The sequence below is a fragment of the Enterobacter cloacae complex sp. ECL411 genome, from assembly GCF_021869665.1.
GTDB lineage: Bacteria > Pseudomonadota > Gammaproteobacteria > Enterobacterales > Enterobacteriaceae > Enterobacter > Enterobacter intestinihominis.
In genome coordinates this window covers 920,024-941,582 of sequence record NZ_CP091486.1, presented here as the reverse complement: position 1 = coordinate 941,582, position 21,559 = coordinate 920,024, and the positions used below count along the sequence as shown (strand labels likewise).

Genomic DNA, 21,559 nt, shown 5'->3' with positions numbered 1-21,559 from the left:
AGGTAAGACCTGAAGGATAAGGACGGGTTATGCTCTATATTTTCAATGAGAATATTGTTTATGATGACGCTCAGTGTTCTTTAACTAACTGTAAGAGTTATGACTCGATCCTTCTTCCAGCAACGGCCTCAAGGTTGCTGTCTTTGTTTATCAGATATCATGGGTCAACTTTAACCCGTGAAGAAATCCTCAATTGCGTATGGGATGAGTACGGTTATAAAGCGTCCAACAATACACTTACACAATATGTATCGTTGATTAGAAAAAATTTTCAGTTACTTGGTGAAACAGCCGATATCATCATCACTATTCCACGTACCGGTTTTGTGATGAACAAAGATGTAGAAGTGAAAATGATCGAACCCGGAGCAGAAAAACAAGACCTGTTGCTTCCGGATACCCGTTCATTCAGTGATGATTTTCTAGCTGACACGGTCGAACAGGGGATGTCTCTTACAGAGACTAATACAGATACAGGCACTGAAGAGGACAGTACGACTTCCATTACAAAAAACAGTAAAAGATTAGTATGGTTTCATGGCCTTAATGCATTGTCATTAATCATGTTCTTACTTATTTGTTATCATATTCAGCTTAAAACTAATGAGATGAAAGTATCCAGGGTATACCAGGTCGGTACGATTGACAGCTGCCCTGTATATATGTTTTTCAGAAGTGCGCATGAACTGCTCCCCGTGAGACTCACCTTAACTGAAAAGATAGCCAGAGAATCAATACCTTGCCTCCCAGGAAGCTTTTATATCTCTCAGCAGGAAGACAGCCTGATTTTTGATGAAGCAGGACGTTTATTCATCAGCAGATGCAGTTATCAGGCTGGCAACAAGAAAAAGTTATCCAGTTGCAAGAGCGTATATAGCCATGAATAAAAAATATAAATTATTAACAATTACTTTATTTGTGTTTTTCTCAGGCATCCTTGTCACTATCAGTAACATGACTAAAAGTGGCAACATTAACTGTTCTGGAACCTTACAAATGAACTCACCGGGCGATCAAGAGTATCTCTTTAATGGAACCATCAGTGTGGTGATACGACCGGGTACTGAAAGTATTATCAGTATCTTTGGTACTTCGGTATCAGCAAGACAGCCTTCCCCCATCAATACGCATCTCGTTAATCGGGATATAACATTCACGGTCCTGAGCAGAAACAAAAGCGATTTTTACCTGAGTGATATGAAGACAACAGCTCACCCCGGGGACAGCATGACCGAGACAGAGGCCTCTGGGCTGCTTTTCGATATGTTTGATCTGGAAAACAACAGGCTTACCGTTCGAAGATATCTCAATACCTTTGTTTTTGGCGATGTTCCTCTTCCTTTATTTATTTGTGTGAAAAAAAGATAAAATTTTATAATCCTTTAATCGGTTTAATATGAAATAAGGTGATTTTCGGATGACCATCTTAACGTTGGTGATATGCACATCTCACGGCAGAGTTCAAACCAGAATCCGGTCAACTGGTCCTGCTCCATAACTTTGCGGTACGACGTAACGTATGTCTGTGCTAAATACACTGTGCATATCTTGCCGTTATTCTCGACCTGTTCACAACAGAACGGATAACAAACCAGGCGGGGAGACAAACCAAAGCGATTAGGCGTTTAAATAGAACTTCAGATTGCAACCAAACGAATCCGAAAAGAGATGGCGGGAGAATTTGAAATGGTGCGATAATAGGAGTAAAACACAGCAAATAAACACATGTATTTACTGTGTTTTGTTTTTACAAATGAGATAGATACCCGAATTGATACCCGTTTTAATTTCGCTCCCGATTGAGGAACAAAACGGGCTATTCCGTCGCCCGGTACCAAGCTTGCCAACGCAATTTATCCAGCCGGAGCTGGCGCAGACATTCCACTGTTTCGATGTCCGCCTGCAGGTCTTCGTCGCTGTCTGTTCCAGCTTTACTCGCTCCCTTGCACGGTTCCTGCATCAAATCCGCTGATGGAGTTGGCCGCATCGAGGGCTCGTTGGCGCATCTGCACAGCGTGATCGTCAAAATCGCACTTAGTATGATTCGGGTCGTTAACATATTTCACCACGTCTCGGTAAATGGTCCGGTAAATCACCTTGCCTTCTGCGCTGGCCGCTGCCGCTTTCTGCTCCCCGGTGGCGACGGCTTTCTCAGCCTTTTTGTTTTTCGCTACATGCTCACTGTTTACCTTTTCGCTATGGGCGTACCAGCCTTTCAGGTAACCGGCATAATACGTACCAGCGAAAAGCGCCAGCAGAACGGCCAGCGCTAACAGCTTCGATTTAATGGTCACTGATCTATCCCCCAGCACGTCAGTGCGCTTTCCTGATCCCGGCGTACAACCTGACCATAGCAACCATTCTTCTGGCCTTTAGTCAGGCGGCAGTCGCGACCACCGTCTCTAACCCACCAGCGAATCGCTTCACATGCGCCTTTACGATCACCGGCATTGATTCGCTGATAGAACGTCGATGGGAAGCATTTTCCGGGGCCGATGTTATACGGGCAGAATGATGCAATACCTGCTTTCTGTGGCTCAGTCAGTGGCACCAGTATATTCCGGTCAACCCATGCAAGCGCTTTATCGCGCTCTATGGCATTTACCTGGTCACATTTGGCCTGTGTCAGTTGTATATCCTGCACCACAGGTTTCCCATCTACCTGCGTGGCGCCACGGCAGATTGTCCAGATCCCGGAGCCATCTTTATAGGCTGTGAGGCTGTTTCCCTCTTTCTCATTCAGGAACTGATCGAGAATTGTTGGTGCGGATGCGCCAGCAAGCACCAGCCCCAGAACAGCGGCGCTGAGCTTAGCCTTACTGGTAGCCATTGTCCCGAGCCTCTTTGCGACGATCGTCTTTAATTTTGAAATAAAGGTTTGTCAGATAAGTCAGCAGACCAAAGAGAATACTGGCGAGAACGCCAATTGCAGCCCACTGGCTGGGACTGACTTTATCGAGCAGTTGCAAAAGCCAGTAGCCAAAGCTGCCAATAGAAGTGCCGTAGGAAAGTCCCGCCGCCACGTCTGAAACGTTATTCATCCTCATGCCTCACCCCCGGTGGGGAAAATCGTATCGTGGCATGAGGGTAAGCGCGCAGGTCGGTCGGAATCCCGACCATATAGAGGAGGTCGATAAGGTTGACAACAAGTGCTAAACTTCTTGGCTTTCAGAATTGACTGATTTTTATAATGTTAAAGATATTCAGTAGATACGTTTCCGTTGGCGTGCTCAACACAGCCATACACTGGCTGTGCTTTGGCGCTCTGCTTCACTTCTTTGGGGTCAGCCAGGCGATTGCTAACGTTCTGGCATTCTGCATTGCTGTGACGTTTAGTTTTTTTGCGAATGCGAAATGGACGTTCAAATCACAGGCCACTTCCGGACGCTATCTCGCGTTCGTATTATTCATGGGGATCATGGCAGGCTTGACGGGTTACTTCGCTGATACTGTGGGCGCCCCTCCCGTGGTTACCCTAATAGCATTTTCCGGCTTTAGCCTGGTTGCCGGGTTCATCTACTCAAAATTCATTGTCTTTAGGGATGCGAAATGAAAATTTCTCTTGTCGTTCCGGTGTTTAATGAAGAGGAAGCAATTCCAATCTTTTATAAAACCGTGCGGGAGTTTGAAGGGCTTCAGCAGCATGAAGTTGAAATAGTCTTCATTAACGACGGCAGTAAAGATGCGACAGAATCAATCATAAATGCGCTCGCTGTGGCCGACCCGCTTGTCATTCCTCTTTCCTTTACCCGCAATTTCGGTAAAGAACCTGCGCTGTTTGCAGGCCTGGACCATGCAAGCGGTGAAGCTATTATCCCGATAGATGTTGATTTGCAGGACCCAATTGAGGTTATCCCGCACCTGATAGAGAAATGGCAGGCCGGCGCGGATATGGTTCTTGCTAAGAGAACAGACCGCTCTACGGATGGACGACTCAAACGCAAGACCGCAGAGTGGTTCTATAAGCTGCACAACAAAATCAGCAATCCGCAGATCGAGGAAAACGTTGGCGACTTCCGCCTGATGTCTCGAGATGTGGTTGAAAACATCAAGCTAATGCCAGAACGCAACCTGTTTATGAAGGGTGTACTGAGCTGGGTTGGTGGCCGTACAGATGTGGTTGAATATGCTCGCGCAGAACGCGTGGCAGGCAGCACAAAATTCAATGGATGGAAGCTATGGAATCTGGCACTGGAAGGGATAACCAGCTTTTCAACATTTCCGCTGCGCATGTGGACTTACATCGGCCTGTTCGTGGCCGGACTATCTTTTCTTTATGGCGCATGGATGATAATTGATACGCTGGCTTTCGGTAACCCGGTGCGTGGATATCCGTCAATGCTGGTTTCGATATTGTTTCTTGGCGGTGTTCAACTGATAGGGATCGGAGTTTTAGGGGAATATATCGGAAGAATTTACGTTGAGGTTAAAAACCGTCCTCGTTATATTTTGAAAGGGAAAAATAATGATTAGTTTTCACAAGAAGGAATTGTCGTCATTTAACGCCTTCATGCTTTCTCTTGTCATAATTATATTGGGTTATTACCCGCTTATTACTGACAGAATTTATCTTGTTGATGATATAACCAGATCTATCAAAGGTTACTTTGGATGGATTGGGTTAGGAAGACCGCTAACAGAATGGCTTGCTATTGTTTTAAGCACAAGCTCTGTGAGGCTAGCGGATATATCGCCATTACCTCAGTTATTAAGCATGCTTGCACTAAGCACTTTGGTAATTATTTTGCTAAAGAGCACATTCAAAGATATTACTGTAGGTAATGTTTTAATATGTATCACAATTGCTGTTAATCCGCTTACATTTGGGAATATGCTTTTTAGGTTTGACTCACTGTCTATGGTTCTTTCTATTTTGTTGCCCGTGATGGCATGGGACTCGCTGAATAAAAATAGAGTAGTTTTCCCATGCTTACTGCTTATTGCCTGTCTTTCATTTTATCAACCTGCAATTGCAATATTCCCATTATTGGTAATAACAAACTTTCTTCAGTCAGGTAAATACAGCGAGAAAACAATAAGTTATATTTTAAAGGCTGTATTATCAACTTTCATTGCATGCATAGTCTATTATCTCGCAGTGGTTAAGTTAACAATAAATGGATCCGAACATAGAGCCGATCTTACTTCAAACTTTGCCCATGCTATTTTATCTGGGTTGAGAAACTCACTTGAGACAGCATCACAATCATATGGTTATATTTCGTGTGCAATCATTTCTATTGCCGCCATTATTTTTGCTGTAACTTATGTAAAAATATTTATTAAAATATTAAAGGGGGAAGCCACTAGAACAAAATACATAAACATATTGATAATGATGGCAATTCCTTTTGTCATTCTCCTTTGTGCTATTGGGGTAAATTTAATTCTTAGCAATGGGTATTATCCTGTTAGGGTTCTGTTTCCGGTAACATTTATTATATTTATGATGCTAGCGGTTCCGGCCAATAGCAGCAAAAAAATAAATAATATAGCATCGATTTTATCAATATGTGTTATATTCTCATCTTTTTCAGTTATATATGCGACAACATCTGCACTTTACCATCAGCAGAGATATGATTCATACATATTGTTCTCACTGACAGATAAATTATCAGCAATAAATAAAGGAAAGGATATCTACATATTTGGTGCCACAGAAGACTCTGAAGCCTCTAAAACATCAGCGCGAGTATTCCCTATACTTAAACACATAAAAAACAATTATTACGACATGACTTTAAGCCAGTCATTAATTAATAACGGGGTGAGAAATATTAATTTTTCTGGAGAGGCAAGGAAATTTTCGCAAGCTCTACAGAAAAAGGCTTGTGATGGCAGCATGGATAAAATATTTTCCACATATCAATATTCTATTTTTGAGAATGAAAACAACCTGCTTATTTCATTAGGTCAAGACAACTGTAAAAAATAGATATAGACTGGCTCAGGCATCTGAGCCAGCTTTTATTTTTCCCTAAATCTCCAAAACGCGTTCGCCAGAGCTATAAATTCTGGATGTTGTCCCTGTTGGTATGTTGGTACCGTAAATTGCAACGCGCATCCATGCAGCCCCTGCCGGAACCGGAATCACTGTTGCACATTCAGTAAGGGTGCCATCAGCGCTTACAGCTCGTTGAGCTAACGCTGCTGATTGCACAGTGACTGATTTGTCTTCATTCAGGAAAGTTGTCTGAATAGTGGCAGTACCGCCGTTAGCTATGATCTCAAGGGTTTGCAACCATGCTTTCACTATCATTGTCTTGCCAGGTCTGACACGCACATCCTGATAAAAAGACATACCTGTTGCCGTACCTGACGATGACCTTTCAAGCTGTCTAGCACCACTGTCATGTGAAGCCGATACTGAGGTCACTGCTGTCAGTGTAACGCCGTTGGCAGAATTAAGTGTCCAGCCATTGATTGACCCATATCCCAATAATGTGAGTAGATTCTGAAAGAATGAAGGGTTTAGAGGCCACCCTTCCGTAGTTGCAGGTCCGGCATTCTGTAAAATACCGATTTCAAGCTTACGCATAGTTAATGAACCACTGTTTCTGACAACCTGCGTAACGTTGCCAGTGGTGTAATAACTCCCAACTTGCAATCCGTTAATAACCACACTTGTTCCTGCTGATGTAATATCAATATAACAAGGCCTTCCTGTCGCACTTTCCACAGTTGGATTAAGACTGTTTGCCCCTGGTCCGCCACCCATGCTACCTCCCTTAATTTTTAACTTGGAAGGCTCTTTTGATGCTGTATTTGCTATAGTTATCTTGGGATTATTGTTATTATTCTCCATATGACAATCATTAAGTGTTATGTTCCCTAGGTTTTGAGAAACATCTACGTCGTTATAATCAAAGCTTGTTCCGTTAAATGTAAGCTCAACCGAGCTTGCGGTTGGTGCAATATATAACCCTTGTGCTGTTCCAGCAGTGTTTATGCAGTTATAAATTGAACCACCAAAGAATTGTATATTCTCACCTGAGTTAGAAGATGCTGTCCATGCAAAACCTCTAAACCAGGCAACACCACAAGGCAAATTATCAAATTTCAGAAGATAACTATTAGGGCCAGTTACCGTTATGCAAGACTGGAAACCACGAACTATCAGATTGACAATGTTCAGATCTGATGTTTGCGATGATGTTGATTCACCGATCACCAATCCATTTGTTGTGAAAGTCTCATCAGGAACTGCTGTTGTTCCTGTTTTATATCTCCCCTCTATCTCGAGCTGATCAAGAGGCGTCCCAGGTTTATATGGTGGTGCCGGAATGGTCGCACTTCCACTACTGAGACGCACAGCAGTGATAGAGTTTGTCACCGTTTTTATTTTCATACCGCGCCAATCTGCGGTCAAGAATGGTGGTATGTAAATAGTAGATGTAATGTAAATTGTATTCCTTGTTGAACCGATAAACTTACGATTTTTTTCTACTGCAAAATAAATTGCTGCCTGAAGAAGGCTGGTCTGATCACCTGTATAAGTGGTGTTATAACCGAAGTGTTCTGGTTTCACATCAACTTCTTTTCGCTTCCATCGCGCTCCGGCAGTAGTGACAATATAATGTCCATTATTATCTGTTGACGTCGTATCCGTGGCGTCATACCAGAATACCCCGCCACCCGTTTTTCCCAGTCCAACGGTGTGCTCCCGTACGGTGATGCGCTGCTTGTCGAAAGATGGCTCGATTGTCCGTAGCGTTGCAATGTCTGGACATTCGCCGATGTACTTTTCGCCATCGGGTTTAGCAAGTTCTATCATTACATCGGACGCCGAACCAGAAGCTGGCAGAACGACGATTGGTTGCCCTGCAGCGTTAAACGCCAGAAGCTTGTTTGCGCGCTGATCAGCAGGCGGCAGAATGGAGACTGAAGACTCAGGAACACGCAGCGTACGCACCAGGCTGACATTATCGACATAGTTCCTGGTCGCTGCATCCTGCACATTTATCGGGTCACCGAGATTCGCGATCCTATAACCTTCTGCGTTGAACGGACCACCAAATAGCGGACGTCGCAGCGCTAGCCCGAGATAAATAAAGGCACGCTGTATTGCCATCCAGAGGCGGTCGAAATCCTTATTCACTGTGTCGGCCAACAGATCGCCGTTGTCCTGGTAATCCGTTAACCGGTAGGTAGGAACAACACGTTCCAGCATGACCACTGCACCGCTTGCAGGTGGAGTAACGAAAACCACGTCACCCCCGCCGACGTTACCGACACCTGATACGGAATATCCGCTGGTAACGACAGTACCGTTGATTGATACCTGAATATCACCGGCATTGATGATATAGAACTCGAAGGGGAAAAGGGTCGTCAGACCGTTGGCGTTGTAAATAGTATAGGGAGTCTGGTTGGGTACCGACATGATGCGAAACCTCTGGCAGGTTAGTAATCGACGTCGACCAGATGATCTCCGTCACTTAACTGCCAATCTTCGCGCGCATGCCCGGTCGGAATCCCGACCACTTTCCCGATACGTACTGGTGTCTGACTGATTGCGCCGGCACCAGAATCGATAAAGTCATCCGGCTGGTTGGTCAGAGCCGGATTAAAATCACGCATCTGGTCATAGACAGGGCCGTCCAGTACATCGGTATGCGCCCACAGGAACCGCGACGACAGCGGCGCTTCAAACGCATCGAGAATACGTTTCTGTTTGTTGGTAATGCTGAATTCTTCCCGAACGCCACAGCCGGTACCCTTAAGCGCCTGACGCAGCAATTTACCCGCGAAGCTGCCCGGACCGTTGACTTCGACACATACCACCGGGATCTGATATTTGAGTACCAGCTCTTTAATCTGCGCCACCTGCCCGCCTGTTATTTTGTCGTTGTCATCGAATTCCGCCAGCTCTCCGGTAAGTTCCTGGCAAATGTGCCAGTACAGGTGTCCACGCGCATCGGTAAGCATCAGAGAGAACGCCGAAGCATCGGCCTTAACTTTGCCGGTGGCCACGTCCCACCAGGCGACAGCGCCAACGATTTGCACGTTACCCAGCCAGAGCGAGGCCGTACGGTTCGCATAGCGGATCTGCGGATGGATGTTGTACTCACGGATACGGTCAGGATCGAGGCGAACGTCGCCAACGGGTTTACTGTGCAGCTGATACTGGCTATCCCACTCGTTAACCGTGCGCGTTTCTTTACGTCGATTCTCCATTTCCTCGCGAGTGAATCGCTCAGGCCAGGCGCAATCCGCATAGAAGTCGATAACGGTATCGGGCGCGGTGGCAAACTCAACACCGCTTGACGTAATTTTGTAGTCGACATCTTCCACCAGCAGGCGGGCGCTTTTATGGATCCAGGCGAAAACATATTCTGGCCGGAAAGATAAGTCGTAATGCAGCAGGGTGGCGTCTTTCGCCTCAACACGTTTTTCTTTCTCAAATAGCCGGATGGTCAGGCAGTCAGCACCCATAGACTCCACCTCGTCATAAAGGCTGTCATGCGTATGGGGCGTACCGATATAGAGTTTGCGGCCCCCCGGGATAAGGATGTGAGTCTGTTCGCCCAGGCGATAGCGCAGTTTTTCGCGCGCCTCAGGCGTCTGGATATTACGGGGTACCTCTACATCATCGTTCTGGCATTCGTTGGCACGGGCGGAGGTAACGTTAGACAGGATCCCTTTGGCATACATACTGCCGTTACGTAAATCCAGCGCGCCATTGACCCACCACTGTTCAACCGTCCCCTGACCGTCCGGCAGCATGCCTTTGGTAAGCGGATGGTTACGCAGAACGTTCTGTGTATCGCGGCTGGTTTTATACGCGGTGCCGTCAGATTCAGACTGATGCAGAATACGGTACTGACGGTCGCAGTAATACCGCCAGGCATTATACACCGCAAGGATCGTTGATTTACCGAAACCACGGAAACAGCGAAGCACCGCGAGGTTTCCGCGATGCTCCAGCCAGTGGCAGGCCTGATAGTGGCAGTCCGGAACGTCCCAGTTCATTCGCTCCGCCCACATTAAAAAGAAGGCGAGGAACGAAATCATTTTTTCCCTTTCTGCAGGCGCTCAATAATCTCGGCCGCCTCTCGCTCAGCTTTTGAAACCTGCTGGCCCAGCGCAAAAGCTTCATCATCCTGACCAGGGTTATCAGAGGGTGTCCCTCCCCGCGTCTGCATGCCGATAAGGGAGTGGACCTTAATCAGCAGTGTCAACGACGCAGCTGCGTTTTTCTTATCCCAGTAGCGGTCGCCGCGTTCGTCTTTGGTCAGCTCGCTCGGTTTCTTGCCCGCCCCCGGCCAGTTATCCGGATCGGCTTCTTCGAGCACCACATCGGTAAGTTTATCGCTGAGCGCGGTAAGGCGTGTTTTGTAATCCTGATGCATAAAAAAGCCCCGTAGTGAATACAGGGCTATGATGGCGCGGGTTTAAGGTCGGAATCCCGACCGATTACCGCATGCCAGGGTCAACCTGATTTATCAACGGTGCGATCCAGAAAAGGTTATTACCAGGCAGCAGCGTACGTACGTTGTGCAGCACCCGATCACCGGCATCGCCATTAAGCACGCCAGCAGTAACATCAGTGATGGTATCGAGCAGGCCGAACGTTGGGCCAAGCGCGGAACCAATAAAGCCGCGGCTGGCATAACGTGACTGTGTTCCAGTACCGAGCAATGCGCCCAGCCCCACCATACCACCAGAGGCTTTCTCTGCCATGTTGTTATATTCCATTAACGGGCCAAGAATACCTGAACGGTCGATCCCCTCAATGACCAGTTTCTGCGGAGACCAGTCAACCTCTTTACCATTTGCGGACTGTTTAAGCGCGTACGTCAGCGCGCCAAGCCCAATCTGAAAAGCGGTACCATAATAAAACTGACCGGTTCCCTCCTGCAGGCCACCCAGCGTGGCTCGGTTGTAGGATGCGGTAGCGAATGATTTAAACTGGAAGATAGTTTTACCCAGCGGTGTACTGGCCCACAGCGGTGTATCACCGATCCCAGGAGTGATAACGGTATTGTTAACATCTTTGAGCACCGCCGACTGGAAAACGCCAGCAATGTGCTGATCGTCCCATTTTTCAAAATTGCCGATATGCCAGCCGTTGATTACCTCACCGTGTTTTTCGAACTCGCTGCGGATACGCGCGGCCATATTATCGTTAATGCCGAGCTTAGCCAGACGGCGGCCAGCGAACGTGCCGGAGAGAATGCCGTCGGACGTGATCATGCCGTTTACCGATTTGTTCATATCATCGAAGTGCCCCATCAACGTGAGCTTGCCGAATGCATCGGTGACGCGCTCCATACCCGCTTCGACCGCCGTTGTTCTGGCAGAGCCATCCACCAGGTCGCCCATCGTACGCGCACGGGTATGGAGAATGGTCTCCAGCCCGACGGCCATTTTTAACTGTTCGGCACGGCTGGCCTTGAATGCCGGTGACCGCGTGATCAGCGCAGAGTAACCACGCATGGTATTACCAAAGCCATTACCCGGCGGCCGTCTCGTCTTTGTCGAATGCAAAGCACCTGGCAAACCACCACGTGTCGACCAGCTGCGCGAGCATGAACGGCTACGCGCGCTGGGTTTTAACGTGGTGGTACTAGATAGCAAAAATCTGGAGGAAATAATTACTTATTAGGCTTATTAAATGAGCAATGCGCAAATAGGTTGGCTTTAATATTACTTGCTAACTATATAGCTTCATCCAAAACAATTGTTGAATCGGTTACCACTTCACCCATATTATTTTTTAAAGGAAATTCTTGAAGTCTATCACGATAGGTAAGTAGCTTTTTAAAATCACCAATAAGAACATCATCCTTAAAAACACCAAGTAAAGCATTGTACTTTGCAAGTTCCAAGCGATGATTTCCGAATAAGTCATTGTTACTAACAGATACGCCGTTTCCTATAGCGTATATGCGCTGTATATAGTCGGTTTCGGTATCAATATATTTTAACAAATCAGCTAGAACGTGATCAGTAAATAGTTTCACCTCTGTTTTTTGGTTCTCCAACTGCAGCGCGTTTTTGTGTTGCCAACGTTGGGTAAAATATGACGTTGCCAATCCAAGAATTGCACCTATTGCGATACCAATTAGGCCTATTATCGGGGCACTTAACCCAGTATTAGTCATTTTCTCACAATATACAGTAAGCATTCGTAACCTCTTCTTATTACTACTCTTTGCGGGTTACCATCTTAGTCTTATTAAAGATTTTTCCCAATAATTAACTTCATAAACTTTTCTAGTGACGGTATGAGAAATGTTATGACCTCATCTAAAATCTTTATCCCCCGTCCTTATCAAGACCTCATCATCAACCACGAAATCGACATTAACCGCTGCAACATCTGGGCGGGAATGGGTATGGGTAAAACCGTGGCAACGCTCACCACGCTGGAAGATCTCTTCATGGCGGGAGCGGAGACACAGCCCGCGCTGGTTCTCGCGCCGCTGCGCGTTGCCGCCAGCACCTGGCCGGATGAAGCGGTTAAATGGGGGCATCTGCGCAATATCGAGGTACAGCCAATTGTCGGTAATGCCAAAGCGCGCGCCGCGGCGCTGGCGAACAGCAACGCCAGCGTGTTTACCATCAACTACGACAATCTGGTCTGGCTGGTGGAAGAGCTGGGCGGCCGCTGGCCGTTCGGCACCGTTATCCCCGACGAAAGCACCCGGCTGAAATCCTTCCGGCTGCGCGGAGGTGGTAAGCGCGCGGCGGCACTGGGCAAAGTGGCGCATAAGCACGTCCGGCGCTGGATGAATCTCACCGGTACACCAGCGCCGAACGGCCTGGTGGATTTGTGGGGGCAGGCGTGGTTTGTGGACCAGGGGCAGCGCCTAGGGCGCACCTACGGCGAGTTTACCTCCCGCTGGTTCAACTCAATACAGTTTCCGGGGCAGAGCTGGACGAAGCTGGAGCCGTTTGCACACTCGCAAGACGAGATACAGCGTGCACTGGCCGACGTGACTATCTCCCTGGACGCCGCCGACTGGTTCGATATCAAAGAGCCCATTCATAACGTGATCCGCGTGGACATGCCGCCGAAGACCCGCCAGCAGTATCGCGAAATGGAAAAGGAAATGTTCCTCGAACTGAACGGCGAAGGCATCGAAGCGCCAAACGCCGCGGCAAAGACGGTGAAGTGTCTGCAAATCGCCAGCGGCGCGGTGTACACCGACGACGCCGGGAGCTGGTCCGAACTGCACGACGCGAAGCTGCAGGCGCTGGACAGTATTCTCACCGAAGCAGCTGGCGCGCCTGTACTGGTGGCCTACCACTGGAAACACGACCTTGAGCGCCTGCTTAAAGCGTTTCCCCGAGGTCGCCACCTCGACCAGGATCCACAGACGCTACGTGACTGGAACACCGGAAAAATACCGGTGCTGTTCGCGCACCCGGCCAGCGCGGGCCACGGCCTGAACATGCAGGATGGCGGCAACATACTGGTGTTTTTCTCGCACTGGTGGGACCTGGAACAGTACCAGCAAATTATCGAACGCATCGGGCCAACCCGGCAGATTCAGGCCGGACACAACCGCCCGGTGTTCATTCACCACATTATCTCTGCCGGCACTATGGACGAAATGGTGATGGAGCGGCGCAACTCAAAACGAACAGTGCAGGACATCCTGCTCGATGCCATGAAAAAGAGAGGTATAGCATGACACCGGTTATCTCTGACACTGACCTGATTAACATCAAAGAGGTTGAGCGCTCAGTTGGCCTGAAAAAATCCAGCATTTATGAGCGCATCAGTAATAACGAGTTTCCGAAGCCTAAGAAGCTCGGGAGCCGAACCTCCCGCTGGGTACGCGGCGAGGTCGAAGAGTGGAAAAAACAGTTTCTTTAAATCAAACGCAGCTGGTCAATATAATCCGCATACCACTGCATCATTTCCCGACGCCCTTCCATATACAGGGCATGGTTATAAACCCCGCGAATATTGTTCTTGTCCACGTGAGCGATCTGGAGTTCAACCCAGTCAGAGTTGAATCCTTTATCGTTCAGGATGGTGCTGAACGTATGCCGGAAGCCATGCCCTACTACCCTCCCCTTATACCCCAGCGTGTGGATCATCCTGTTTATTGTGTTCTCGCTCATGACCTTTGACGGGTCATTCCTGCCGGGGAACATATTCACGTATCGACCTGTCAGACCGTGCAACTCCTTCAGCAAGACAACAAGCTGATCGGAGAGCGGTACCAGGTGCGGGCGGTCCATCTTCATAAATTCGGCGGGTATCTCCCACAGCCGATTATCGAAATCTACCCATTCCCATTTTGAATGCCGCAGTTCGTAAGTACGCAGCCCTGCCAGCATCATGATCTGCAACCCCAGCCGGGGCAGCGGGCTCCCCTTGTAACTCTCAAGCGCCGCGAGAAAATCGGGCAGTTCTTCAGCCGTCAGGAACGGGAAAGACTCTCCTTTATGCCCGGTCATTGCGCTGTTCAGTTCGCTGACGGGGTTATACTTCGCGCGCCCGGTCGCAACTGCATAGCTGAACACCTCACCACACAACCTGCGTGTTTTGGCTGCTTTCTCGGTTGCGCCGCGATTCTCAATTTTACGCAGCGCCGTCAACATCTGAACCGGTTCGATTTCAGCAACTGGCAGCTTACCCACCGCTGGGAAAATATCTTTGTTGAATGCTTCGAGAATGTCAGAGGCATAGCCAGGTGACCAGCGTGGCTTCTTGAATTCGTGCCATTCTGTAGCAATCTCTTTAAACGTGATCGTCTTTGCTGCCGCAGCTGCAACATGGCTTTTGACTTTTACTGGGTCAACACCTGCTGCAACGTTCCGCCTGGCCTCGTCTCGCTTTTCGCGAGCGGCCGCCAGCGAAACAGCCGGGTACACACCGAGCGCCAGCATCTTTTCTTTGCCGGCGAAAGTATAGCGATAGCGCCAGTATTTCGCCCCGCTGGTTTTGACCAGCAGAATAAGCCCGTTGCCGTCTGGTAGCTTATAGTCTTTCTCGGCAGGTTTTGCCGTCTCGACCTGTCGTGCGTTTAGTTTCATAGGTACCCGCCTCAAACTCAGATACCCGTTTATGTACCCGTTTTAAATTTGGATTGCAACGGCAAAAGGTGGATAACGATGGACAAAAAAAACAGCCAACGCCGCGAAAAACAAGGAAAAATGGACAATTGAGGATGGTACTGGATGAAATGATGGTGCCGATAATAGGAGTCGAACCTACGACCTTCGCATTACGAATGCGCTGCTCTACCAACTGAGCTATATCGGCCCTGAGAGACCGGTTACGAGCGTAACCACGGGGCAAAAGAGTAGATCTAACCGGGTGATGCGTCAATGCCCTTTTGAATCAAACGGCTATTTTTGCATCACCCGCGATTATTTACGCACGAATGGTATCATCACCGAAGCCGATCCACTTGTAGGTGGTCAGCGCTTCCAGCCCCATCGGACCGCGGGCATGCAGCTTCTGAGTGCTCACAGCCACCTCTGCACCCAGACCAAACTGGCCGCCATCGGTGAAGCGCGTCGAGGCATTCACGTAAACCGCAGACGAATCCACTTCATTCACAAACCGATTGGCATTGCGCAGGGTGCGCGTCAGGATCGCGTCAGAATGCTGGGTTCCGTGTTCACGAATGTGCGCAATAGCGTCATCGAGATCCGCAACTACCTTCACGTTCAGATCCAGCGACAAATACTCATCGTCGTACTGCTCCGCGTTAACCGGAACGACCTTCGCCGGACCGTCTTTCAGCAGGGCGAGAGCCTTCTCGTCCGCATGCAGCGTAACGCCACTTTCCGCCATCTGCTTGCTCAGCGCTGGCAGGAAGGTACTGGCGATGCCCTGATGCACCAGCAGCGTTTCCACCGTATTACAGGTGCTTGGACGCTGAGTTTTAGCGTTGACGATAATCTTCAGTGCAGGTTCGATCTCCGCGGTGTCATCCACCACGATATGGCATACGCCGATACCGCCGGTAATGACCGGAATGGTGGAATGCTCACGGCACAGCTTGTGCAGGCCCGCGCCGCCGCGTGGGATGAGCATGTCGATGTGTTTGTCCATGCGCAGCATCTCGTTGACCAGCGCGCGGTCGGGGCTTTCAATCGCCTGCACGGCAGCCGCCGGTAAGCCGCACTCCTCCAGCGCCTGCTGAATGACGTTCACCGTCGCGGCGTTGGTGCGCCAGGTCTCTTTCCCGCCACGCAGGATAGCGGCGTTACCGGTTTTCAGGCACAGGGAGGCAACATCCACCGTCACGTTTGGACGCGCTTCGTAAATCACACCGATGACGCCGAGTGGCACACGACGACGCTCAAGGCGTAACCCGCTGTCGAGCACCCCACCGTCAATCACCTGCCCTACCGGGTCGGCGAGGTTGCACACCTGACGGACGTCGTCGGCAATACCTTTCAAACGCGCCGGGGTCAATGCCAGACGGTCGAGCATCGCTTCGCTCAAGCCGTTGCGACGCGCTTCCAGCAGATCCTGCTCGTTGGCGAGCAAAATTTCCTGCGACTGGGATTCCAGATAATCAGCGATTTTTTCCAGCACGCGGTTTTTCTCGCGGCTGGAAAGGAGCGCCAGTTTATACGAGGCGGCTTTCGCGGCTGCGCCCATTTGTTCCAGCATGTTCTGGCTCCTTAACGAATAATCATGTCGTCGCGATGCACGGCAACCGGGCCATATTCATAGCCCAGGATGGCGTCGATCTGCTGGGAATGGTGGCCAGCAATCCGACGCAGCGCGTCGCTGTTATAACGGCTTACGCCACGAGCGATGTCGCGACCTTCAAGGTTACGGATTCGGATCACTTCACCACGCGAGAAGTTGCCTGTCACGCTTTTAATTCCTTTTGGAAGCAATGAGCTTCCTCTTTCCAGAATAGCGGCGGTCGCGCCTTCATCCACGGTCAATTCACCAGCCGGGGGCGCGCCAAAGATCCAGCGTTTGCGGTTTTCAAGCGGGGACGCCTGGGCGTGGAAGCGTGTGCCCACAGAGATGCCTTCCATCACATCACCTATCACGCCCGGACGGCTGCCCGCGGCAATGATGGTGTCGATACCGGCCCGGCACGCCACGTCCGCGGCCTGGAGCTTGGTGCCCATACCGCCTGTCCCAAGACCAGAAACGCTGTCTCCCGCAATGGCACGCAGCGCATCGTCAATGCCGTGAACGTCTTTGATCAGTTCTGCCTGTGGATTGGAACGCGGGTCAGCGGTAAACAGCCCCTGCTGATCGGTCAGAAGCAGCAGCTTATCGGCCCCTGCCAGGATCGCCGCCAGCGCAGAGAGGTTATCGTTGTCGCCTACTTTGATTTCAGCGGTGGCAACAGCGTCGTTTTCGTTGATGACCGGAACGATATGGTTATCCAGCAGCGCGCGCAGCGTATCGCGGGCGTTCAGGAAACGTTCCCTGTCTTCCATATCCGCACGCGTCAGCAGCATCTGCCCGACGTGAATGCCATAAATGGAGAACAGTTGTTCCCAGAGCTGTATGAGTCGGCTTTGTCCTACGGCGGCCAGCAGCTGTTTGGAGGCGATCGTCGCGGGGAGTTCGGGGTAGCCCAGGTGTTCACGCCCGGCGGCAATCGCCCCGGAGGTCACAATCACAATACGATGCCCTGCGGCATGCAACTGAGCGCACTGACGTACAAGCTCAACGATATGGGCACGATTAAGGCGGCGTGATCCGCCTGTTAACACACTGGTACCGAGTTTTACCACCAGCGTCTGGCTGTCACTCATGATTCTCTGCCGTTCAACAATAAGGGAAAATGATGTCAGTCAGACGTTTTAACAGGTGTCAGCCCCGTTGCCAACTGCCTTAGCACATCACCCGTCACTTTGTTGCGCGGGATCAGGAAGCGTAGCGGCAGATTTTGACAATTTTATTACCGAAAAATTAAAACATACTTTTTTAGACATATTCTTACTTTGTCATAAAACGTTCACCCACTAACGATAAAACCCTTCCTGTTTTTCACGGGGTAATAAGTTGAATCTTATTGCTCAGCGAATATTAGCGCGTTTTTATAAAATCAGGATTGAAAATGAAAAAGAGCACTCTGGCATTAGTGGTAATGGGCGTAGTTGCATCCACATCTGTTCACGCAGCAGAAGTTTATAATAAAAACGGTAATAAACTGGACGTGTACGGCAAAGTAAAAGCAATGCACTACCTCAGTGATGATGACGCGAAGGATGGTGACCAGACTTACGTTCGTTTTGGCTTTAAGGGTGAAACGCAGATTAACGATCAGCTGACGGGCTACGGACGTTGGGAAGCAGAGTTCGCGGGTAACAAAGCAGAAAGCGACTCTTCTCAAAAAACGCGCCTGGCATTTGCGGGTATTAAACTGAAAGATTTTGGTTCTTTTGATTACGGTCGTAACCTGGGTGCGCTGTATGACGTCGCCGCATACACCGATATGTTCCCCGAGTTCGGCGGTGACGGCCTGGCGCAGACCGATAACTTCATGACGAAACGCGCTTCCGGTCTGGCCACATACCGTAATACCGATTTCTTTGGCATGGTTGACGGTCTTAATATGACCCTGCAATATCAGGGTAAAAATGAAAACCGCGACGTGAAGAAGCAAAACGGTGACGGCTTCGGTACCTCCCTGAGCTATGACTTCGGCGGCAGCGATTTCTCTGTGATTGGTGCGTATGCCAGCTCCGATCGCACCAATGAGCAAAACCTTCAGGCACGCGGCGAAGGTAAAAAAGCAGAAGGCTGGGCGACCGGTCTGAAATATGATGCCAACGATATATATCTGGCCACTCTCTATTCTGAAACCCGCAATATGGCCCCTATTTCCGGTGGCTTTGCAAATAAAGCGCAAAACTTCGAAGTGGTTGCGCAATATCAGTTTGACTTTGGTCTGCGCCCATCTCTGGGTTACGTGCAGTCTAAAGGCAAAGATATCGAAGGCATCGGCGATGAAGATATCGTGAAATACATCGATGTAGGTGCGACCTATTATTTCAACAAAAACATGTCTGCGTTTGTTGATTATAAAATCAACCAGATCGATGACGATAATAAACTGGGCGTAAGCAGCGATGATATCGTTGCGCTGGGCATGACCTACCAGTTCTGATGTTGTGATAATAAAAAAACCGGCGCTGAGCCGGTTTTTTTGTGCCCGGTGACGCTGTGCTTACCGGACCTGGGGAGTAATACGTTTTTAGGCCGGGTAAGGCGTAGCCGCCACCCGGCGCTGTGACATCATCAGGCTCTCAGTTTCACCGCTTCGCTGGAAAAATCGTCCGCAGGCTCCAGCTTCAGATCCAGCGTTGCCAGCAGGTCGCGAGCTCTGCCGTGAAATTCTTTTAGCGTATGCTCCAGGCGATCGATCACTTCCTGATCTTTGATGCTCGTCGCCTGCCAGTGCCCGTCTTTATTAAACAGGCCAAACTGATAGCTATAGGTAAAACGGTTTTCCTGTGCTTCCATTTCCATCCACCAGCCCCAGAACTCACGTTTTTCGGGTGCAGGCTTCACGTTGACGCAAACAGCCAGGCAGTCGAAAAAAAAGCGATTCTCTTCACACTGCTCTTCTCGAATATACGGGCCAAGAGCCATGAACTTCTTAATCAGTCTACTTTTCGGGTGTCCACTCGGTAACGTCATTGCGATCTCCTTTTGTGAAGCACTGTTTTACCAAACCAACGAAATTTAGCAAACTATTAACACAATCTCTGCGTGATCCAGCGTGTGATCTCTTTAAGCGCTTTGTCAAAATTTTGGTACACCGGGCTGAAGGGTACCTCCAGCAATTTGCCATCCGAAGATGACGAGGTGATTAAGCGTGACTCCTCTTCCGGGCTAAATGGATCGTTCTTCCAGAAACCGGACATCATCGGGGTTGGGCAACGGCGGCCCAGCAAGCCCTGCGTTTTTAATGAATACCGATTAAGTTCAATGCGTAACGCTTCATCTGAAGCATCATGCATGCCAAGTCGGCTCGCCAGCACGTCCAGATACATTTCAGGAACGCTACCCTGACGCGCAGGATCGCTTAACAGTGCATGCACTACCGGGCCAAGACAGGCGACGGCCTTCAGGCGGGAAGATTCAAGGTAGGCCAGCCGTACCGCGACGTTAGCGCCAAAGCGGAAGCCAAACGCACCTACCCGGGTATGGTCAACCCAGGGGATATTCTCCAGCGCTTTTAATGCATGCTGGTGCAGCAGGCTGGAGTCTTGCGTAAGTTTCCATTTGGATGAAAAACCAATTGATGGCATATCGAGCGTCAGCATGGCGATCCCGTTTGGGGCAAAGTAGCGCTCATACAGGCTGTAATAATCAATTTGTAACGAATCCAGGCCGCCGCACATCAGAACCGTCGGGAACGGGCCTTCCCCCTCCGGCATATGCAGGAATCCAGTCACCGGGCTACCGCCGGGAATGGCGAACTCAATTTCACGCATCCGGCCAGGCAGCCGCTGGGCGGCCTCTTCATAAGCCCGGTTTGCCAGCGCCTGGGCCTGCTCCGCCAGTTCGTCTCCTTTCAGATGCGGGTATGCAGCGATGCTGTAAAGGTTTGCCGCATGCAGCCAGTGTTTGCCGCTGAGAGTGGCATCTTCTTCCTGGCTCGCTTTTTGCTGCCAGAGCATGGCCTGCTTTGACCATTCGTAGATCCAGTTCCCGCCACGGTAGCCCACCACCGTGTCGTAGAGATCGCTGTCGGTGCGCTCAGACTCGCTCATCACGATACGCGCCTGCACGTCGAGGATTTCGCGCGGGTCGATACCGCGCCAGATCCACATCAGGCGATTAATCATGCGGTACCAGTGGGGCACGTTTTTACCATCTAACGCTGACTGTACAGCAGGCATGGTCCCCGGATTAAACCGACGCACCAGCGTCGAGGTTTCAGGGTGCTTGAAACGGGGTTTGAAAAGAGTTTCGGTGAGATTCGCCTGCGCCATTGCGTTGCCTCCATGGATACATCACTTGGAGACCATTGTAACGCGTGGCAGGCCAAAAAGAACAACGCCCGGCATAACCGGGCGTGTAAAGTTACGTACTGAAATTAACGGCCAGAAATAGGCGGTACGAAGACCACGCCCATATCCCAAGGCTGTTCAATCCAGGTATCCTGAGGGATATCAATGACGTAATCATCAACCAGGGGACGACCCGCTGGTTTCGCGAAGATAGTGACGAAGTGCGCTTTTGGATACATTTCGCGGATAGCCACAGCGGTACCGCCGGTGTCCACCAGATCGTCGATAACGATAAAGCCTTCACCGTCGCCTTCCGCGCGCTTCAGCACTTTCAGCTCACGCTGGTTATCGTGGTCATAGCTGGAGATACATACGGTATCGACATGACGAATACCCAGCTCACGTGCCAGCAGCGCCCCCGGTACCAAACCGCCACGGCTGACGGCAATAATGCCTTTCCACTGTTCGGAAGGCATCAGACGCGCAGCCAGTTTGCGTGCGTGAATCTGCAACATGTCCCAGGTGACGACGTATTTTTCGCTCATGTGAAGTGTCCCAGCCTGTTTATATACGGCTTAAAAAAATGAGGGTGAACCAGGTTGCGCGAGATTATAGAGATCTGACGCACTAAAAACCAGTG

Annotated in this window: 21 protein-coding genes, 1 tRNA gene and 2 pseudogenes; 9 read left to right on the top strand and 15 right to left on the bottom strand. The window is 49.8% G+C overall.

Annotated elements, in window-relative coordinates; genetic code table 11:
- The first annotated feature begins 29 nt into the window (after nt 1-29).
- Together L3069_RS04480 and L3069_RS04475 are read left to right on the top strand one after the other, a co-directional pair.
- Nucleotides 30-887 carry a winged helix-turn-helix domain-containing protein gene (locus tag L3069_RS04480; RefSeq protein WP_100167853.1) on the top strand — a complete coding sequence of 286 codons (858 nt, stop codon included), beginning with the start codon at nt 30-32 and terminating at the stop codon, nt 885-887.
- Nucleotides 880-1,368, top strand: a complete 489-nt coding sequence (locus tag L3069_RS04475) for a hypothetical protein (RefSeq protein WP_038418009.1) — start codon at nt 880-882, stop codon at nt 1,366-1,368. Before L3069_RS04480 ends, L3069_RS04475 begins: the two co-directional genes overlap by 8 nt.
- Nucleotides 1,369-1,931: 563 nt before the next feature.
- Here L3069_RS04475 and L3069_RS04470 read toward each other — a convergent pair.
- Genes L3069_RS04470 through L3069_RS04460 form a run of 3 tightly spaced genes read right to left on the bottom strand, consistent with a single transcriptional unit; the run spans nt 1,932 to nt 3,041 of the window.
- Nucleotides 1,932-2,294 carry a hypothetical protein gene (locus tag L3069_RS04470; protein ID WP_038415429.1) on the bottom strand — a complete coding sequence of 121 codons (363 nt, stop codon included), beginning with the start codon at nt 2,292-2,294 and terminating at the stop codon, nt 1,932-1,934.
- On the bottom strand, nt 2,291-2,830 hold the full coding sequence (locus tag L3069_RS04465) for a lysozyme (protein WP_038415428.1): 540 nt from the start codon (nt 2,828-2,830) through the stop codon (nt 2,291-2,293). Before L3069_RS04465 ends, L3069_RS04470 begins: the two co-directional genes overlap by 4 nt.
- The gene (locus L3069_RS04460; RefSeq protein WP_038415426.1) at nt 2,817-3,041 is read right to left on the bottom strand and encodes a class II holin family protein; all 225 of its coding nucleotides are present in this window, start codon (nt 3,039-3,041) and stop codon (nt 2,817-2,819) included. The genes L3069_RS04465 and L3069_RS04460 overlap by 14 nt, the downstream gene beginning before the upstream one ends.
- Before the next feature lie 149 nt (nt 3,042-3,190).
- On the opposite strand from L3069_RS04460, the gene L3069_RS04455 reads away from it, so the two are divergent.
- Genes L3069_RS04455 through L3069_RS04445 form a run of 3 tightly spaced genes read left to right on the top strand, consistent with a single transcriptional unit; the run spans nt 3,191 to nt 5,938 of the window.
- A complete protein-coding gene (locus tag L3069_RS04455; RefSeq protein WP_038415424.1) occupies nt 3,191-3,553 on the top strand; it encodes a GtrA family protein in 363 nt (120 codons plus the stop codon).
- The gene (locus L3069_RS04450; protein WP_038415422.1) at nt 3,550-4,473 is read left to right on the top strand and encodes a glycosyltransferase family 2 protein; all 924 of its coding nucleotides are present in this window, start codon (nt 3,550-3,552) and stop codon (nt 4,471-4,473) included. The genes L3069_RS04455 and L3069_RS04450 overlap by 4 nt, the downstream gene beginning before the upstream one ends.
- Nucleotides 4,466-5,938 (top strand): glucosyltransferase domain-containing protein, encoded by a 1,473-nt coding sequence (locus tag L3069_RS04445; RefSeq protein WP_038415420.1) that lies wholly within the window; start codon nt 4,466-4,468, stop codon nt 5,936-5,938. Before L3069_RS04450 ends, L3069_RS04445 begins: the two co-directional genes overlap by 8 nt.
- Nucleotides 5,939-5,980: 42 nt before the next feature.
- Here the strand turns inward: L3069_RS04445 and L3069_RS04440 are convergent, their stop codons facing one another.
- The 4 genes and pseudogenes from L3069_RS04440 to L3069_RS04425 all read right to left on the bottom strand — a co-directional run.
- On the bottom strand, nt 5,981-8,386 hold the full coding sequence (locus L3069_RS04440; protein ID WP_051979813.1) for a phage tail fiber protein: 2,406 nt from the start codon (nt 8,384-8,386) through the stop codon (nt 5,981-5,983).
- 20 nt (nt 8,387-8,406) lie between these two features.
- Nucleotides 8,407-10,017: a phage terminase large subunit gene (gene terL, locus L3069_RS04435; protein WP_038415418.1), complete on the bottom strand. Its 1,611-nt coding sequence runs from the start codon at nt 10,015-10,017 to the stop codon at nt 8,407-8,409.
- Entirely contained in the window at nt 10,014-10,355 is a 342-nt protein-coding gene (locus tag L3069_RS04430) for a hypothetical protein (RefSeq protein ID WP_038415416.1), read from the bottom strand. Before L3069_RS04430 ends, terL begins: the two co-directional genes overlap by 4 nt.
- A 64-nt stretch (nt 10,356-10,419) precedes the next feature.
- Nucleotides 10,420-11,460 (bottom strand): annotated as a pseudogene (locus tag L3069_RS04425) (hypothetical protein); the annotation flags it as partial.
- Between L3069_RS04425 and L3069_RS04420 the strand changes: the two are divergent.
- Nucleotides 11,459-11,611: pseudogene (locus tag L3069_RS04420) on the top strand (VRR-NUC domain-containing protein); the annotation flags it as partial. The pseudogenes L3069_RS04425 and L3069_RS04420 overlap by 2 nt on opposite strands.
- A 52-nt stretch (nt 11,612-11,663) precedes the next feature.
- Here the strand turns inward: L3069_RS04420 and L3069_RS04415 are convergent.
- Nucleotides 11,664-12,134: a hypothetical protein gene (locus L3069_RS04415; protein WP_100167854.1), complete on the bottom strand. Its 471-nt coding sequence runs from the start codon at nt 12,132-12,134 to the stop codon at nt 11,664-11,666.
- A 111-nt stretch (nt 12,135-12,245) separates the two neighbouring features.
- On the opposite strand from L3069_RS04415, the gene L3069_RS04410 reads away from it, so the two are divergent.
- Both L3069_RS04410 and L3069_RS04405 read left to right on the top strand, forming a co-directional pair.
- Complete coding sequence (locus L3069_RS04410) at nt 12,246-13,646, top strand: DEAD/DEAH box helicase (RefSeq protein WP_038415413.1); 1,401 nt, start codon at nt 12,246-12,248, stop codon at nt 13,644-13,646.
- Complete coding sequence (locus L3069_RS04405) at nt 13,643-13,831, top strand: AlpA family transcriptional regulator (protein ID WP_000189281.1); 189 nt, start codon at nt 13,643-13,645, stop codon at nt 13,829-13,831. Before L3069_RS04410 ends, L3069_RS04405 begins: the two co-directional genes overlap by 4 nt.
- Here L3069_RS04405 and L3069_RS04400 read toward each other — a convergent pair.
- The 4 genes from L3069_RS04400 to proB form a co-directional block, all read right to left on the bottom strand.
- Complete coding sequence (locus L3069_RS04400) at nt 13,828-15,000, bottom strand: integrase arm-type DNA-binding domain-containing protein (RefSeq protein ID WP_038415410.1); 1,173 nt, start codon at nt 14,998-15,000, stop codon at nt 13,828-13,830. The genes L3069_RS04405 and L3069_RS04400 overlap by 4 nt on opposite strands.
- Nucleotides 15,001-15,153: 153 nt before the next feature.
- A tRNA-Thr gene (locus tag L3069_RS04395) sits at nt 15,154-15,229 on the bottom strand.
- A 111-nt stretch (nt 15,230-15,340) separates the two neighbouring features.
- The gene (proA, locus tag L3069_RS04390) at nt 15,341-16,594 is read right to left on the bottom strand and encodes a glutamate-5-semialdehyde dehydrogenase (RefSeq protein ID WP_038415408.1); all 1,254 of its coding nucleotides are present in this window, start codon (nt 16,592-16,594) and stop codon (nt 15,341-15,343) included.
- A gap of 11 nt (nt 16,595-16,605) precedes the next feature.
- The gene (gene proB, locus L3069_RS04385; protein ID WP_038415406.1) at nt 16,606-17,709 is read right to left on the bottom strand and encodes a glutamate 5-kinase; all 1,104 of its coding nucleotides are present in this window, start codon (nt 17,707-17,709) and stop codon (nt 16,606-16,608) included.
- A gap of 305 nt (nt 17,710-18,014) precedes the next feature.
- Between proB and phoE the strand changes: the two genes are divergently transcribed.
- On the top strand, nt 18,015-19,067 hold the full coding sequence (gene phoE, locus L3069_RS04380; RefSeq protein WP_022647150.1) for a phosphoporin PhoE: 1,053 nt from the start codon (nt 18,015-18,017) through the stop codon (nt 19,065-19,067).
- A 131-nt stretch (nt 19,068-19,198) separates the two neighbouring features.
- Here phoE and crl read toward each other — a convergent pair whose 3' ends face one another.
- From crl to gpt, 3 genes are all read right to left on the bottom strand, one after another.
- On the bottom strand, nt 19,199-19,600 hold the full coding sequence (gene crl / locus L3069_RS04375) for a sigma factor-binding protein Crl (RefSeq protein WP_022647149.1): 402 nt from the start codon (nt 19,598-19,600) through the stop codon (nt 19,199-19,201).
- A gap of 56 nt (nt 19,601-19,656) precedes the next feature.
- On the bottom strand, nt 19,657-20,901 hold the full coding sequence (frsA, locus tag L3069_RS04370; protein WP_038415404.1) for an esterase FrsA: 1,245 nt from the start codon (nt 20,899-20,901) through the stop codon (nt 19,657-19,659).
- Nucleotides 20,902-21,005: 104 nt separating this feature from the next.
- Nucleotides 21,006-21,464 (bottom strand): xanthine phosphoribosyltransferase, encoded by a 459-nt coding sequence (gene gpt, locus L3069_RS04365; RefSeq protein WP_003863205.1) that lies wholly within the window; start codon nt 21,462-21,464, stop codon nt 21,006-21,008.
- Nucleotides 21,465-21,559 lie beyond the last annotated feature (95 nt).